Origin of the sequence: Sphingobacterium sp. 18053 (genome assembly GCF_902706145.1) — a bacterium.
In the GTDB taxonomy this organism is placed as follows: domain Bacteria; phylum Bacteroidota; class Bacteroidia; order Sphingobacteriales; family Sphingobacteriaceae; genus Sphingobacterium; species Sphingobacterium paramultivorum.
This window is the reverse complement of sequence record NZ_CACSJW010000003.1, coordinates 62373-78732: the sequence shown is the minus strand read 5'-3', so window position 1 is coordinate 78732 and position 16360 is coordinate 62373. Positions and strand designations below refer to the sequence as shown.

General features: G+C 41.0%; 17 protein-coding genes. All 17 read left to right on the top strand.

The features are described 5' to 3' along the window. Positions 1-206 precede the first annotated feature (206 nt). The gene (gene katG / locus GVK91_RS07470; protein WP_159727672.1) at positions 207-2486 is read left to right on the top strand and encodes a catalase/peroxidase HPI; all 2280 of its coding nucleotides are present in this window, start codon (positions 207-209) and stop codon (positions 2484-2486) included. A 311-nt stretch (positions 2487-2797) separates the two neighbouring features. Continuing rightward, on the top strand, positions 2798-3199 hold the full coding sequence (locus tag GVK91_RS07465; RefSeq protein ID WP_088162261.1) for a hypothetical protein: 402 nt from the start codon (positions 2798-2800) through the stop codon (positions 3197-3199). 82 nt (positions 3200-3281) lie between these two features. After that, entirely contained in the window at positions 3282-3626 is a 345-nt protein-coding gene (locus GVK91_RS07460; RefSeq protein ID WP_088162260.1) for a hydrogenase maturation nickel metallochaperone HypA, read from the top strand. A gap of 12 nt (positions 3627-3638) precedes the next feature. Next, a complete protein-coding gene (hypB, locus tag GVK91_RS07455) occupies positions 3639-4367 on the top strand; it encodes a hydrogenase nickel incorporation protein HypB (RefSeq protein ID WP_159727670.1) in 729 nt (242 codons plus the stop codon). 157 nt (positions 4368-4524) lie between these two features. Continuing rightward, positions 4525-5055 (top strand): hypothetical protein, encoded by a 531-nt coding sequence (locus tag GVK91_RS07450; protein WP_235032799.1) that lies wholly within the window; start codon positions 4525-4527, stop codon positions 5053-5055. Continuing rightward, positions 5056-6057, top strand: coding sequence for an ABC transporter substrate-binding protein (locus tag GVK91_RS07445; RefSeq protein WP_159727666.1), 1002 nt, complete (start codon positions 5056-5058; stop codon positions 6055-6057). Next, positions 6054-7070 (top strand): iron ABC transporter permease, encoded by a 1017-nt coding sequence (locus tag GVK91_RS07440; RefSeq protein ID WP_159727665.1) that lies wholly within the window; start codon positions 6054-6056, stop codon positions 7068-7070. Before GVK91_RS07445 ends, GVK91_RS07440 begins: the two co-directional genes overlap by 4 nt. Beyond that, positions 7067-7912, top strand: coding sequence for an ABC transporter ATP-binding protein (locus GVK91_RS07435; RefSeq protein ID WP_159727664.1), 846 nt, complete (start codon positions 7067-7069; stop codon positions 7910-7912). The genes GVK91_RS07440 and GVK91_RS07435 overlap by 4 nt, the downstream gene beginning before the upstream one ends. 92 nt (positions 7913-8004) lie before the next feature. Next, positions 8005-8598: a GNAT family N-acetyltransferase gene (locus tag GVK91_RS07430; protein WP_235032798.1), complete on the top strand. Its 594-nt coding sequence runs from the start codon at positions 8005-8007 to the stop codon at positions 8596-8598. A 41-nt stretch (positions 8599-8639) separates the two neighbouring features. After that, positions 8640-11078: a TonB-dependent receptor gene (locus tag GVK91_RS07425; protein ID WP_200845549.1), complete on the top strand. Its 2439-nt coding sequence runs from the start codon at positions 8640-8642 to the stop codon at positions 11076-11078. Positions 11079-11264: 186 nt separating this feature from the next. Continuing rightward, a complete protein-coding gene (locus GVK91_RS07420) occupies positions 11265-11615 on the top strand; it encodes a hypothetical protein (protein ID WP_159727663.1) in 351 nt (116 codons plus the stop codon). A gap of 175 nt (positions 11616-11790) precedes the next feature. Beyond that, entirely contained in the window at positions 11791-12093 is a 303-nt protein-coding gene (ureA, locus tag GVK91_RS07415; RefSeq protein ID WP_075993440.1) for an urease subunit gamma, read from the top strand. A gap of 17 nt (positions 12094-12110) precedes the next feature. Next, positions 12111-12485: an urease subunit beta gene (ureB, locus tag GVK91_RS07410; protein ID WP_159727662.1), complete on the top strand. Its 375-nt coding sequence runs from the start codon at positions 12111-12113 to the stop codon at positions 12483-12485. Further along, a complete protein-coding gene (gene ureC / locus GVK91_RS07405; RefSeq protein WP_070567879.1) occupies positions 12482-14203 on the top strand; it encodes an urease subunit alpha in 1722 nt (573 codons plus the stop codon). Before ureB ends, ureC begins: the two co-directional genes overlap by 4 nt. 158 nt (positions 14204-14361) lie before the next feature. After that, on the top strand, positions 14362-14949 hold the full coding sequence (locus GVK91_RS07400) for a hypothetical protein (protein WP_159727661.1): 588 nt from the start codon (positions 14362-14364) through the stop codon (positions 14947-14949). A gap of 3 nt (positions 14950-14952) precedes the next feature. Next, on the top strand, positions 14953-15495 hold the full coding sequence (locus tag GVK91_RS07395) for an urease accessory protein UreE (RefSeq protein ID WP_159727660.1): 543 nt from the start codon (positions 14953-14955) through the stop codon (positions 15493-15495). 169 nt (positions 15496-15664) lie between these two features. Further along, the gene (locus tag GVK91_RS07390; RefSeq protein WP_153845822.1) at positions 15665-16354 is read left to right on the top strand and encodes an urease accessory protein UreF; all 690 of its coding nucleotides are present in this window, start codon (positions 15665-15667) and stop codon (positions 16352-16354) included. Positions 16355-16360 lie beyond the last annotated feature (6 nt).

Genomic DNA, 16360 nt, shown 5'->3' with positions numbered 1-16360 from the left:
CAATGCTAAAAATCCGCGTTTTCTGGAGTCTCGCTAAAAGATGATTTTCAAGTTTTTATATACTTGATAATGGTGTGTATAGATTTTGATTATAGTGTATCGAATCATTCGATGTACAAGTGGGAGTGCATTTGTGTAATTTTATGAAAGTGGAAGTCAAACAATTTGATCACTTAAGGTATTATATAAATAAACTTTCTTTTCATATGGACAACAACGAAAAAGACATTAGCAAATGCCCATTTCACAATGGTACTATGCGCAACGCCGTTGCGGGAGGGGGAACTCAGAATCAGGATTGGTGGCCAAATAGACTTCGTGTAGATCTGTTGAGACAACATGCGAGCAAGTCAAATCCGATGGACGAAGGCTTTGATTATGCAGAAGCATTTAAGCAGTTGGATTTAGAAGCTGTAAAAAAAGATTTGCATGCATTGATGACCGATTCACAGGATTGGTGGCCGGCAGATTTTGGTCATTATGGCCCATTATTCATCCGGATGGCTTGGCATAGTGCGGGTACCTATCGGGTAAGTGATGGTCGAGGCGGAGCTGGGTCTGGTCAGCAACGTTTTGCACCCTTGAATAGCTGGCCTGATAATGTGAGTTTAGATAAAGCTCGTCGCCTGTTGTGGCCTATCAAACAAAAATATGGTAAAAATATCTCCTGGGCAGATTTATTGATCTTAACCGGTAACGTCGCTTTGGAGTCTATGGGCTTCAAAACTTTTGGTTATTCCGGTGGTCGTGTGGATGCTTTTGAACCAGAATTGGACGTATATTGGGGCTCTGAAACAACATGGTTAGGCGGTGACATTCGTTATGCACATGGTTCAGAAGGTGTAGTTGAAGCACATGGTGTTTTGTCTGCAGATGATAATGCAGATGGTAAGCAACACTCCCGTGATCTTGAAAAACCGTTGGCAGCGGTACAGATGGGATTAATTTATGTTAATCCAGAAGGACCGGATGGAAATCCTGATCCTATCGCCGCTGCAAAAGATATACGAGATACTTTTGGTCGGATGGCTATGGATGATGAGGAAACTGTCGCTTTGATTGCAGGTGGGCATACTTTTGGAAAAACTCACGGTGCTGGACCTGCCGACAATGTCGGAAAAGAGCCTGAAGCTGCCGGTATAGAACAACAAGGATTAGGTTGGAAAAGTACTTACGGCAGTGGAGTAGGTGCTGATGCGATTACGAGCGGATTGGAGGTTATCTGGACTCAAAAACCGACAGAATGGACCAACCTCTTTTTTAAGAATCTTTTTGAGCATGAATGGGAATTGACAAAAAGCCCTGCAGGAGCACACCAATGGGTCGCCAAAGGAGCCGATTCGAATGTTCCAGATCCCTTTGATCCCAATAAAAAGCGCAGGCCAACGATGCTGACGACCGATTTATCGTTGCGTTTTGATCCAATCTATGAAAAGATCTCGCGTAAATTTTACGAAAATCAAGATGCGTTTGCTGATGCATTTTCTCGCGCCTGGTTTAAATTAACACACCGTGATTTGGGACCAAGAGAGCGTTATTTGGGGGCCGAAGTTCCTGCTGAGGAATTATTGTGGCAAGATCCTATTCCTGCTGTCGATCATGTTTTGGTCGATACGGATGACATTAGTATATTGAAATCCGCCCTATTGAACGCTGGACTTAGCACTGCCGAGCTCGTAACGACAGCCTGGGCTTCAGCGTCTACATTCCGTGGGTCGGATATGAGAGGTGGTGCAAATGGCGCTAGAATACGTTTGGCTCCGCAGCGGTATTGGCAAGTCAATAATCCGGCGCAATTACAAAAAGTTCTTACCGCGCTTGAGCAGATTCAGCAGGATTTTAATGGAAAACAACAGGGCGGTAAAAAGATCTCTTTGGCAGACTTAATTGTCTTGGGCGGTGTTGCTGCGATAGAGCAGGCAGCTCGTGCTGCTGGGCATGATATCAAAGTACCGTTCCACCCTGGGCGTATGGATGCTACACAGGAGCAAACGGATGTGGAATCCATGGGCTATCTTGAGCCAATTGCGGATGGATTTAGAAACTATCGCAAAGGCGCTTATACCGTGTCTACGGAATCGTTATTGATTGATAGGGCACAGTTGCTGACCTTATCGGTTCCTGAATTGACTGTTCTTATTGGCGGGATGCGTGCCCTTCAAGCCAATTTTGATGGTTCCCAACTAGGCGTAATGACTGACCGACCTGGGCAACTGACCAATGACTTTTTTGTTAATCTATTGGATATGGGAACGGCTTGGAAAGCAATCTCTCGGGATCGGGAAGTTTTTGAAGGATCAGATCGTAAAACTGGTGTTAAAAAATGGGAAGCAGGACGCGCAGACCTTGTTTTTGGTTCTAATGCTGAATTAAGAGCCGTTGCCGAAATATATGGCAGTTCCGATGCAAACGAAAAATTTGTACAAGATTTTGTGAAGGCATGGAATAAAGTGATGGAGTTGGATCGCTTCGATTTGCATCGCTAATGAATAAATATTAAGTCTTTCAAGAAGCCAGTCTCCTATCGAGGCTGGCTTCTTATGATTTTGCTATATGAGAAAATATCTTCTATCATGTTTAGCTGCGACAAAAAAACACCCAATTTTTGCTTCTAATATCATTTTAATCTCACTTTAACCAAATTTTAATTTAATATATATAGAATTATGGAATTTTCTTTGGGTGTTTCCTATTTTGTGAAATAAAATTCAAGATTTGTGCTACTTTTTCTTCTTTGATCGGTAGTAACTTTGTATTGGTTTCAAAGGAATCTTTGATACTTTGTTAGGTTAAAGCTATGTGGAAGCACTTTATTTTTCTGTTTGCAGCACTGTTATTATCATTTAAAATTTTAAATGCAAACAGTCTTGTACTGAAAAGTGATAGTTTTAAATCCTCGTATTTATCTTCAAAAAGTCCTTCAGAACACGCGGGAGATTCACGCATAACCCATTTTCCAAAAGATCATAGCCACTTTTGTTCACTCTACCCATCGCTTCAATCCATTGTTGCGGAAATGGACGTAGAAGTAGCACAAGATTGGTTAATGGATCGTTGGTTGGTTACTGTTGATTTGCTTTGGCATGAACTACTGCCATCCCCATTGCAGAAAGACTATCGGTATGAACATACCTTAGATCTTGAGCCTATACCCATAGCTCGATTTTTGCTGTTTGAGCAAATCAAAATTCCATGCTAAGGCGTAAGCTTTTCTTCACATCAGACAGGCAAAGAAATCTGCCATTTCTTTTCTAAATTTATTTATTTCTTAAAATATACCAATGCACGAGCTAAGTATAGTAAAGGATATTTTTGATACGTTGACCTCGCATTATGAGGCTAGGGTAGATGATATTCAAAAAATTCAAGTTACAGCAGGATTGTTATCCAACGTTCAGCCTGTATTGATCCAAAATGCATTTGATGCTTTTATTGCTGAAAATACGCAATACCAGGATATGGAAATGGAGGTCGTTGTAAACGATATCATTGCATACTGTGAACATTGCCAGAAAAATTTCCCTGTTCATTTTCATCGATTTGTCTGTGACTGCGGGCAACCCTCCAGTACAATTGTTCAGGGAAATGAACTCTATATATCAAAAGTAATTTTTAAACAAGACTAAAAATCGTTTATCATGTCAGACAATACTCCAAATCCTAAAAGTTTAGGTAACCGTGTAGGTTCGGTTCAATGTGAAAATACAACACTACATTTATTAAAAGCAAATGATTTTGTCGCAAAAGCCATCCGCGATAGACTGAAAGATGTCTGTGTGATCAATGTATGCTCTTCTCCGGGTTCGGGCAAAACAACCTTGATGCAAGAGACGGGAAAACGTTTGTCGGAAGATTTGAATATCGCTGTTTTAGTGGGTGATCCGGAAACTGAACGCGATGCGGTACGTATGCGCGATGTGGGCATCAATGCCTTGCAGATTGTCACTGGAGGAATGTGTCATATTGAGGCACAAATGATCTTACAAGCCCTGGATCATATCGATATTGAAGGAATAGATCTGTTGTTTATCGAGAACGTTGGGAACTTATTGTGTCCATCGGCATTTGATTTGGGTGAAGATTACCGCGTAACCTTATTGGCGACAACAGAAGGGGATGATAAACCAAAAAAATACCCACGTATGTTTTTAACAAGCGAATTGATGTTGGTTTCCAAAGCGGATTTATTACCATATGTACCTTTCTCCGTGGATGCGGTAACGAAAGATGCGCGCGAGGTAAATCCCAACTTGGAAGTTATTACAATCAGTACATTAAATGGTGACGGCCTTGATACTTGGTGTGATTGGTTGAAAGAAAGAGTTCAGGCAAAAAAAGATCAATATAAAGCGCTTGAAGTAAAATAATGAACAACAGATAAAATGAATAGGATAATAATGATCCATGTTTTATTGTTATCCTGTTCAATGTTGATGCAATAGTGCTGTTTTTTGAGGAAATAAATAGCACTGAAAACAAAGTCAAAAAGTGCTGTTAATGTGTGATGAAGATAAGTTTACAAAAATGAATAAGCTGCCCATACCAATAGATAAAATTGTCGCAAACAAGGAGTTTGCCCTTAGCGACGTCGATCAAGTGCATCTTGAGTGGTATGAAGTCCATAAAAGACGCCTGACGCGCAATACAATAAACGGAAAAGCAATTCTTATGCAATTGGACCAAGGAGCGGAATGGCACCATGGTGATGGTTTATTTCATCAGGAGACGCTGCAAGCGATCTTGGTTGTCAAGCCTTCGTTGACGATAAGATTTAATCCAACGGATTTGGTTCAGCTTGCAGATTTCGGTTATTTCATCGGAAACAGACACCTGCCAATATTCAAGGTGGCAGACAAAGAATCTCTTCGTCTCCCTTATGATGGAAGGCTTTACGAGCAGATTTTGGTAAAATATGGAACGTCGATTCAGTTGGAGGAAGCCTTACTGTTATCCGAAGATTTGATTCGTTTGCAGGCTAAAAATAAGAAGAATCCAGATTTAAAGAGAATAAACGGGCATATCAGTTTGGGTGAACAAGTTCGAAAAGATAATTAAATGAAAGTGAATCGAATTATAGTTGTATTGCTTTTGGTATGCTCTGGTATATTGAGTGCCTGCCAAAATCGGCAATCCGGCACGCTCAACAGTCAAGTGAAAGCAGTCGATAGTAGAGGGAAGGAAGTTGTGTTGGCGCATGTGGCAAAGCGTGTGGTTGTACTATTCCCTTCGCTTGTTGATGAAGTGTATATGTTGGGTGCTGAAAATAGTCTTGTCGGTATTCCTGAGCAGGTTTATCAGCTCGAAGATACCTATAGCTTTTTATCCAAATTGGATCAAAGAATTGCAAAAAAAGAACTGGCAACGCCTACCTTCGCAGGCCAGGCAAATAATGTGGAAAGCATAGTGGGCTTGAACCCTGATCTTGTTTTGACGTTCAATACCGATCAGGATAATATTTCCCAATTAGAGGATCTTGGAATTCCCGTGTTTACTTTTTCTTCGCAGGATGAAAAAAGTATTTTTAATGAACTGATAGGGATGGGAGCCTTACTCGGAAAGCAAGCGCGAGCGGAAGAAATTGTTCAATTTGTTTCGGCGGAGATCAAAAAAATGACTGCTCCCAAGGATCAAATACAGAAGAAGGTTTATTATGCCTGGTCTAAAGGTAGAGTGCTTTCGACATCCGGTCGAGGTAGTTTGATTGATATGGCGATCCGTCTTTCGGGCGCAGCGAATGCCTGCCCGTTGGAAATGGAAGCCCCAAATGTCGGTGCAGAAACGATTTATAAATGGAATCCGGACCTCATTATTCTTTGGAATTCTAAATTGGCAGACGTATATAATCTGAAGGAACTCGCGGCATTACCTGCAGTGAGAAATAAACAGGTATTTGTGATGTCACCGTCGTTCCCATTCGATCCACATACCGTCAAATTTATGCTTTTTGCCAAACAGATTAGACATTGGTGTTTTTCGGATTATACGAAACAACAGCTTGATCAGGATATGACCATAGCTTTTGAAAAACTATACGGTAAAGCAGGACTACTTCAATGATACATCAATTAAAAAAGCTGTTTCTGCTAGTTGTTTTACCGCTGTTGGTTTTATTGCTTTCCTTACTTGTAGGATCAAGTCAGAACATTGGTTTTGTCGAGCTCTGCCAACGCATTGGATCGGAAGTGGGAATTTATATCGGAGACCATAATGCGGTATTGAAAGATAACATGGATACGATATTGTGGCAGGTACGTTTACCACGGATTCTGTTGACCTTTATGGTCGGAGCAGCATTAGCTTCTTCCGGTGGAATTTTGCAGGCCATTTTTAGGAATCCAATCGTTGATCCCTTTACATTGGGTATTTCTTCGGGATCTGCTTTTGGGGCTGCATTGGCCATGTTGTTCCCTTTATTGTCCGTCAATCTATCGGCATTTCTGTTCGGTGTATGTGCTGTAGGTTTGACCTATTTTGTTTCAAATGCCGGCTTGAAAACCTCGATTATTGGGATGGTGTTGGCTGGAATGGTTATTTCCGGTGTATTTACAGCGATGTTAACCCTGTTACAATACATTAGTGATCCCTATAAATTACAAGCTATTGTGCAATGGACAATGGGGAATCTGCATACGGCATCATGGTCGAAAGTACAGCATGCGTTCCTGCCGATCACAATAGGATTGGGGATCCTGATCCTTTTGCGCTGGAAGCTGAATCTTCTCGCCCTTGGCGATCAAGAAGCAATTGCTGTTGGCGTTAACCCGAAAATATTGAAATTGGTCTTCATTGCTGTGGCGACAATGATTACGGCATCAGCTGTGGCAGCTGTCGGGGTGATTAGTCTGTTCGGATTAATTGTACCACATATCAGCCGCATGATCTTTGGACCCAATAACAATATTATTGTGTGGGCAAATATCAGTATTGGGGGTACTTTCCTATTACTTATCGATGATTTTTCTAGGGCTGTTATGCCATTTGAAATTCCGATCGGTGTTTTTACGATGATTATTGGTGCTCCCTTGTTTATCTACCTGATGCGCCGTAACGAAATCAACTGGAATTCATGAATAATTCGATTCATATCAAAAACCTTTCTTTTGCCTACGGTAAGGACGTCATTTTAAATGATGTAAACATGTCGTTTCCGGAAGGAAAGCTTTCTGTTATTCTTGGTCGAAATGGAAGTGGTAAATCGACTCTGTTTAATATTATTGCAGGGCTGGAAAAAAAATATAATGGATCAGTTCTTATCGGTGAAACAGAACGTCGCGATTGGAAGGTTGGTCGGGCCAATTCATTGAAGTTGGGTTTTCTGAACCAGTTCCATCAGACCACATTTCCTTTTAGCGTTGTTGATGTTATTCTGACGGGACGAGCCTCATTTTCTCGTTTTTCACCAAGTAAGGAAGACTTCGAGGCCGTTGAACAGATCTTGGATAGATTTAACCTCACACATTTAAAGGACAAACCCTATACCTCATTGTCTGGAGGAGAGCGACAATTGGTATTACTTTGTCGCGTGTTGGTACAACAACCTGATTTATTATTGCTTGATGAACCCACCAATCATTTGGATCTGAAATATCAGATTGCGGTTCTGCAGACAGCCAAGGAGCTGGTCAAAGAGGGGACAACCGTGTTATGTGTGATGCATGACCCCAACATGGCGTACCTTTTTGGTGATCAGTTTTATCTGATGAAGGACAATAGGCTCGTGGATCTGCACGGTCTGGAGCAAGAGCAAGTACGGGAATTATTGGAACAGACCTATCAACTTCCTTTGATCAGTTTGGAAAATCAAAAGAAATGGATGTTTGTTCCGATGCTGGGTGCGGATAGGGCATTTGACACCATTGCGGGTTCAGCGCATAACGCGGAGACCAAAATTGAAATGAATACGCCATTATGAAGCTGCCTGAGTAGGTGCATTTATGAAAGATCATGGTTTGCAAGTGAGATGCTCAGTTTACTGTGCAAATATTTTAAAATAGCTATAACGATATGAATACCATCAAAGACAGCGGCAATATATTGGTTGAAAATCAACAGATGAGCAAGCGACGTTTTCCTACGCAACCCCATTTGAAAAATATCAGCATATCTCGTGTTGAAAAAGAAGATATTGATGTCGTATTACCTTATGTCATAGAATTTCGGAAACAGTTGTTCCCGATGTTGGATGCACATAAACTTCCCAAAGATCTACTGGCTTTTTCAGCCGTGTATCTTGAGGCTGAAACTGGTGCATTCTTGCAGGCAAAAGATCAGCAGGGTAAACTGATTGGCGTCGTTGGCATGCTGGCTTATGACTACCGTTTCCCGCATTTGGATATTGACAGAAGGAAAACAGTGGAAGTAGCCCGTCTTTTTGTCGACCCAAGCTATCGTAGGTCAGGTTTAGGAACTGCCTTATTTAAGGGCTTGACAGCGGTCGCTAAGGAGAAAGGTATCGAAAGGCTTTATTTACATACCCACCCATTCCTGACTGGAGCCTATGAGTTTTGGGGAAAACAGGGATTTCAGTTGAAAGACTTTTGTAATGAATCGAATTTTCCAACCATACACATGGAATTATTCGTTGATCGTATTGCTTAACCCTAAAAGTGGATAAGCCAAAAAATATATAATTTATTCGAATGAACAACGTAATGAAAGCGCTAGCTTTCGCTTTATTGACAAGTGCTTCCGTACCGGGAGCGGTGTATGCACAACAAGGTGTGGCACTATTTGGTAAGATCCAGGATGAAAACGGTAATCCAATCTCAGGGGTTACATTGACACTGGCAGATCGACAACAACAGACAAGTTCTAATGCTCAGGGCGAATTTAGTTTTACCGGAATAACTTCTTTTCCTGTACAGCTACGTGCAGCTGCAATTGGGTATAAGCCTGTATTGCTGGATTTGAACACGGCCAACTGGAATGCAAAAAAAGGAGTTCGATTGCTTATGGTAGCCGGTGATAATACATTGGATGAAGTATTGGTTACGGGTAGACGCAACAATTCATATCTGACAAATAATATGGAGCTGGGGGGAAAATTTGCAGGAAAATTAAAGGATCTACCGCAATCTGTCGCTGTACTCAGTAAGGAATTTATCGAAGATAAACAGGCTTTTACTACTGGAGCGCTGGTACAGGACCTGGCTGGTGTGACAGAAGCATCTTCCTATGATGATGTTGTTATCCGCGGTTTCAAAAGCGGTTATGAAACGGGTGTACGGCTTGTCAATGGTTTACGCTCGGGGTATGGGTATGGTAACAGTTATTATAATTCGCCATTAACGATCAATCTTGAAAATATCGAGGTTTTGAAAGGGCCTGGGGCATCTTTGTTTGGGGATATTGTGCCGGGTGGTACAATTAATATGACGACAAAGAAGCCTTTGGAAGATTTTAAGGGGCATGTGAATTTTGCTGGCGGTAGTTTTGAAACGATGCGAACTACTGTAGATCTCGGTGGACCATTGGATAGTGCCAAGCGTATTTTATATCGTTTTAATGCGGGTTATGAAGATACGAAGACTTTCCGTGACGTAAATCGTCAGAAACGAATGATGATTGCTCCTTCCTTCACCTTCAAACCAGCTGAAGGCACGGTGGTTGATATTGACATGGTATATAATCAGTTCAACGGTTATCTTGATCGGGGAATGGGGATTAAGGAAAATAACTTTTATGCGTTGCCAAGATCATTTACGTTGAGCCAACCTTCTGATTTTTATAATTCCAAGACTTTTTCATTAAGCGCTCGTTTGTCTCAGCGTCTGGCAGAACATGTTAGTTTGAATCTGAGTTACATGAAATCCATCTATCAGGAAGATGTCAATGAACACCGGACAATGAACACGTTTGCTGATGCACCACATAATACCATTATGAATATGCGCTTTTTTGATCGCCATGGGCGTGATTATACCGATAATGTTGTCGGTTACGTCAAGTGGGATCTTTTGGGCGATAGAGTTGATCATCATTTGGTTGCTGGGATTGATTTTGCCCAATATCGGGGCGACAAAGAAAACCAATTGCGGGAGGCTAGGCAGCAAACTATAGATGGTAAAGTTGTTCCTTTGACTTTTGATTTAAACAATCCTACCTATACGACTCATGATCTGACGAATTATGTATGGCGTACAGGAGTCGCTTATCCTTTTTTGAGCCCTTATAAAACAACGGGTAAATATATTCAGGATCAAATCAGCATTGACGACCGATTGAAACTTATTGTAGGTCTACGTCATGAACACTATTCTTCTGAAACACTTGATGGACAAAATCGTTTTCATGCGACACAAAATGCCTTATTACCTCGTTTTGGTGTAACCTATGGAATTAATAAGCAGATTAACTATTTTGCAAGTTATTCACAAGGGTTTGTGCCTGTAGGCGCCAATTTTATTCAGAACTATAAAGATTATGGTGCCGATAAACCCTTTGATGCCGAGCGGAGTTTCCAGGTGGAAACAGGGGTGAAGACGGGTTTCTTTAAGGAACAATTGCAAGTTGATCTATCCTTATTCCGGATTGAACGACAGAATATGCTCATTGCCACAGGGACTATCAATGATTCAGGGCTGCCGGAGTATAGACAATCTGGCAAAGCGCTATCGCAGGGTGTTGAACTCGATGTGCGTGGGCAGTTGACACGGGAGTTCCAGGTTATGGCCAATTATACCTATAATAATACGGAGGTGAAATCATCCTCGGTTCCTTCTGAAATAGGACAGTCCCTGCCAGGAGCACCCAAAAATATGGCGAGTGCCTGGTTAAAATATGTGTTTTCAAATAGTACCTTAAAAGGCTTAGGTTTTGGTGCCGGTGTTTATTATGTAGACCGTAAGCGGATGGACAATAGCATCGGAAAGGATAGCGATGGAAATGCACTCTGGGGACAATGGCCATCTTATACAACTGTTAATGCAGCGGCATATTACCACATTGGTGCTATGAAAATGGCCGTAAACCTGAACAATGTATTCGATAAATATTATTTTTTAGGTGGTTTTGACTACACGAGAGCCTTTGCTGGTGCGCCGAGAAATATCATGGTATCAGTTGGTTACTCTTTTTAAATTTGAAATATTGATCTAAAATCTCCAAAGCGGGCTTTTTCAACAAATTTGGACTACTTAATTCAAGATTTGTGCTAGTCAAGTAGCCCGCTTTGGTCGTAAATTTGAACAACAAATAATAGAATTGTGAACACAAGAATGAGGTATAGTTTAGTCTTTTTAGTTTTTCTTTTGAGCACCCTGCTCATGAAAGGAATAGCTATACCGACGCATTCTACTGTCCAAAGTTTACCCGTTTTCCGGATAAGCCTGGCGGCTTTCCATACTCATGTAGAAAAAGGTTCGGAAAATTCCGAGCGGGAGAATTTGGTCGCTGCGGTTAAAGATCGTGATGTCTATGATATCACCGAACAGATGGACCTCAAAGATGAATGGAGCAAGCTGCTCTATTGGGGAGTGCTTTCAATTTGTCTTTTTGTATTCTGTTATCCTGTACGTCTCAAAATTCAGAATAACAGAAGGCCTTATATGGATCGATTGATCCTGCCGCCAAAATATATTCTTTTCCAAAGTTTAAAGATCCCGTTTCTGGGATAAAAATTTCCATTTCTTACAACGGTTGATAAGAGACAGACCTTGCGCTGCGTAGGAGTATAATCTGTCCTTTTAAGCACGATTTTGAACGATTTTTTTAAGTCGTATGGCCTTGTCGTGACTTGTACTCACCGTGACTTGTTTTAATTCGAATAACAACAATTTAAATAATATTTATATGCATTTATTACCTAGAGAGACAGAGAAGCTATTGCTTCATCTTGCCGGCGAACTAGCGAAAAAACGTAAAGCTAGAGGACTTAAATTAAACTATCCGGAGTCTATTGCATTGATCAGTAGTGAACTTTTGGAAGCTGCTCGTGACGGACGTACTGTTGCTGATTTAATGCAGTATGGTGCAACGTTGTTGACACGTGAAGATGTCATGGAAGGTGTGCCTGAAATGATTCATGATGTACAGATTGAAGCTACATTTCCAGATGGTACAAAACTGGTTACTGTTCATAACCCGATTCGCTAATTGTTAAAATATAATCTATGATCCCAGGAGAATTTTTTATTGTAGATGGCTATGTTATCTGTAATGAAGGTAGAGAAGTTACAACTATCACTGTGACAAATACAGGTGATAGACCAATTCAGGTAGGTTCACATTTTCATTTCTTTGAGGTGAACAAAATGATGGAGTTTGATCGTGAAAAGGCATTTGGCAAACGGTTGAATATTATCGCCAGTACAGCGGTTCGTTTTGAGCCAGGTGAATCAAAAGACGTCGAATTGGTTCCGTATGCGGGTGCAAGAAGGATCTATGGCCACAATGATTTGGCAAATGGAGATACCGAAACCGAAGTTGCGAAAGCAAATGCAATGAAAAAAGTAAAAGAACAAGGCTTTAAAAACAAAGTATCATGAGTTTAAAAGTTAGCAAATTAAATTATAGCGCCATCTTTGGCCCTACAAGTGGAGATAAAATCCGTTTAGGAGATACAGATATCATTATTGAAGTCGAAAAAGACTACGCTTACTACGGCGATGAAGCCAAATTTGGCGGTGGTAAGACTGTCCGTGACGGGATGTGCCAATCTTCAGTTCATACACGTGATGAAGGTACATTGGATATGGTGATCACTGATGCGATCGTCATTGACCACTGGGGTATCGTGAAAGGTGATATTGGTATTAAGGATGGTAAAATCGTAGGTGTTGGTCGTGCTGGAAATCCGGATACAATGGACAATATTACACCAAATATGATTATCGGTGCTTCTACGGAGGTACATGGTGGATCAGGATATATCTTAACTCCAGGTGGTATTGATACCCATATTCACTATATCAGCCCAACACAAGTTGAAACGGCCTTGTATAGCGGTGTTACAACAATGATTGGTGGTGGTACAGGTCCAGCGGATGGAACAAATGCAACTACAGTAACACCGGGTAAATGGAATTTACGCCGCATGTTGCAAGCTGTTGAAGACCTTCCAATGAACTTCGGTTTCTTTGGTAAAGGAAACGTAGGTACTGAACAACCTATTGTGGAGCAAATTGAAGCCGGCGCGTTAGGCGTTAAAATCCACGAAGATTGGGGTGCTACACCAGCAACAATCGACAGAGCTTTGACTGTCGCAGATCAATACGATGTGCAAGTTGCAATCCATACAGATACATTGAATGAAGCGGGTTTCCTAGAAGATACTATTCAAGCTATCAATGGACGTGTCATCCATACATTCCATACAGAAGGTGCTGGTGGTGGTCACGCTCCAGATATCATCAAATCGGCGATGTATCCAAATGTTTTGCCAGCATCGACAAATCCGACACGTCCATTCACTAAAAATACGATTGACGAGCATTTGGATATGCTGATGGTTTGTCACCACTTGAGTAAAGAAATTCCGGAAGACGTAGCTTTTGCTGACTCTCGTATCCGTCCAGAAACGATTGCTGCTGAGGATGTACTGCAAGATCGCGGTGTATTCAGTATCATGAGCTCGGATTCGCAGGCAATGGGACGTGTAGGTGAAGTCATCACACGGACTTGGCAGACTGCAGACAAAATGAAGAAACAAGTAGGCCCATTACCTGAAGACGAAGGCAAGGACAACGATAATTTCCGTGCACGTCGCTATGTAGCGAAATACACGATCAATCCAGCAATTGCTCATGGTATTTCCAAATATGTTGGTTCAATCGAGCCCGGTAAAATTGCCGATATGGTGATCTGGCGTCCTGCTTTATTTGGCGCAAAACCAGAAATGATTATTAAGGGCGGGATGATTATCGCTTCAAAAATGGGTGATGCGAATGCTTCTATTCCTACGCCACAGCCAATTATTTTAAGAACAATGTTCGGTGGTTTAGGTAAAGCTGTTCACCAAACTTGTTTTGACTTTGTCTCTAAAATTTCATTGGAAAAAGGAATTAAAGAAGAGTATAAATTGGAAAGAACCTTACTTGCTGTAGAAAATTGTCGGAATATCTCCAAAAAAGATATGATCCACAATGATGCTACACCTGAAATTATCGTCAATCCAGAGAATTATGAGGTAAGTCTTGACGGTGAGATTCTGCGATCAAAACCGGTTGATACAGTTTCGTTGGGACAACGATACTTCTTGTTTTAACCCTATACTACTTTTTTATGGCGTGATCCGATATCACGCCATAAACTATGAAAAACAATATGTTGATGAAATCATCATGAGCTTATCAAAAGCGCATAAAGAGAGGGAATAATGACTGCTCATGATGCTTCATTACTGCTAAAATACGATTTACGCTAATGAAAAATTTGAAGACATTTTTAGGCTGTTGTATAGCAATAGCATGCTTTACGATACAATCGGCCTATGCGCAAAAGGGGGGTATCATGGTTTATGGGTCACTGAATTACCACGAAACAACAGCTGGGCATCAATTTAGTGCCGCTCCGGTGGGTGCTGCCTATTTTTTTACCGACAACATGAATGCGGGGCTAAACTATGGATTCAATTCTGCTAAGGATAAAGCACTGGATTTCACAGATCATTCGCATGAAATAGGACCTTTCTATAGTAATACTTGGCCTCTGAGTGAGCATTTCATGTTAATTGGCCAGGTTGATGTTCATTATTTGTGGGGCGATCAACATGTTGTTACCGGTGGTACTATGGTCGATGGTAAATACAATGGCTATCTATTCAGAGTGTACCCGCTTGTGGGTATTGCCTTGGGAAAAGGTTGGGCATTAAAAGCTAAAGTGGCAGAATTGTCTTATAAAAAGAAAAATAGTAAAGATGCTGCTATTCCCAATGATCATGAAGTTATTACGGGAATCAATGGATCAACTGTAGGTTTAGGCTTATCTAAAAATCTATTTATTAAAAATTAAAAAATGATAATCACGGAAATCACAAGGAATATTCAGGGTGAGCAGATCAATAAGCGTCTTGATTCGCTCGCTATTGAATGGTATGAGTCGACCAAACGTATTCAACGTTTACGTACAGCGGAGGGAATGGATATTGCCGTCAAATTGTTGGGTAATACATCCAGTTTGCAGGATGGCGATATCTTGTACGAAGATGAAGAGAAAATTGTTGTGGTAACGATCAAACCTTGTGAAGTCATCCGTGTCATGGCAATTGATTTCCTTCGAACCGCTTTTGTAAGTAGTGAAATTGGAAACAAACATTTGCCTCTATTTGTGGAGGCAAATGAATTGCTTATGCCTTATGAAAGGTCAATGTACGAGTGGTTAGCAAAACAGGGGTTTGACCCGCAACGTTGCGAGCGCCAACTTTTACGTCAGTTCAATGCAAATGTCGACCCAAAACATCATCAGAAGATGAAGTTTTCGACGAAGAATATACCGCTATTAATCAGCGATAAAGCCTTCATTAATTCGCAAGCGCCAGCAGCTATGAACGAAGATTGAAGATCCTTTCTGTCCAATAACCGAGCGTAGCGGGCTCATTGATGCCTTAATGGAAAAAATAAGAATCAAAGGAAAAACTTGGACAGCTTTAATACCCAATGATAGAGAAGATTACGCAAGGAGCTGATTGGTCCTTGAAGATATATACTTACAATAAAAAATAATGTCAATGAAAAATACATTTCTAGGCAAGTTACTTCATCTAGCAGATCCTACATTGCCAATTGGTGGGTTTACCCATTCAAATGGACTGGAAACCTATGTGCAACAGGGCTTAGTCTATGATAAGGCCACGGCGGACAAATACGTGCGTCATAACCTCTGGTATAATCTGAAGTACAATGATGCTGCTTTGATGAAACTGGCCTATGATGCAACTTCTTCGCAGGACATGGATGCATTGATCGCCCTAGATCAAGAATGTACAGCATTAAAAAGTCCAAGAGAAATTCGCGATGCTAGTAAAAAACTGGGCGTGCGTATTTATAAAATATTCAGTCGGTATCAACAGCAGGATTTTATGCTGTCCTGGGGTGAATTAATCCAAAAGAAGGAAGTAGATAGTCATTACTGTTTGATGTATGGCATGTTGGCGTCACTTTTGGAAATTCCTTTGGAAGAAGCGTTACACGGCTTTTATTATAATGCCGCTATTACGATGGTGACCAATGCTGTTAAACTTGTGCCATTAGGGCAATTGGATGGCCAAGATATACTTTTTGGTTTACATGACGATATACTTGATCTCTGCAAGGAGACCTTAGCAGTTGAACGGAATTTAGTGGGCTTATGCAACATTGGATTTGACATCCGTTGCATGCAACACGAACGATTATATTCTAGAGTTTATATTTCTTAAAAAACA